General features: G+C 65.3%; 1 pseudogene. It reads left to right on the plus strand.

Annotation, left to right across the window (positions count from 1 at the left end):
- Positions 1–452, plus strand: a pseudogene (locus tag A6V37_RS19270) (isocitrate lyase); the annotation flags it as partial.

Here is a 452-nt window from a genome sequence, read left to right on the forward strand (position 1 = left end):
GATCATGCGCGCCGATATGGCCGCCTACGATGCCGACTCGTCGAAGTACACCCATTCGCTGGGCTGCTGGCCCGGCTTCATCGGCCAGCATAAGCTGATCTCCATCAAGATGCCCTTCAACAGCACCTACCGCCGCTATCTTTTCCTCTCCGGCTGCATGGTGGCCGCGCTGCCCTCCGCGTTCGGTCCGCTGCCGGACCAGTCTATGCCCGTAACAACCTCGGTGAGCGCGCTGATCCGCGCGCTGTACCCCTTCCTGCGCCCGGCCGACGCGCGTGCACTGGGCGGCCTGTTCCGCCAGCTCGACTCGTCCGAACGCCCTGCCCAGGCCGCCATTCAGTCACCACCTGACAACCACGTAACGCACGTCCTGCCTACCATCCACTGCTTCGACTCGCGTCACGGCTACACCGTACCGACTATCCCGCGCGCCAGACCACCCCTCCAAGCGA

This window comes from Paraburkholderia ginsengiterrae (genome assembly GCF_001645125.1).
Lineage (GTDB): Bacteria > Pseudomonadota > Gammaproteobacteria > Burkholderiales > Burkholderiaceae > Paraburkholderia > Paraburkholderia ginsengiterrae.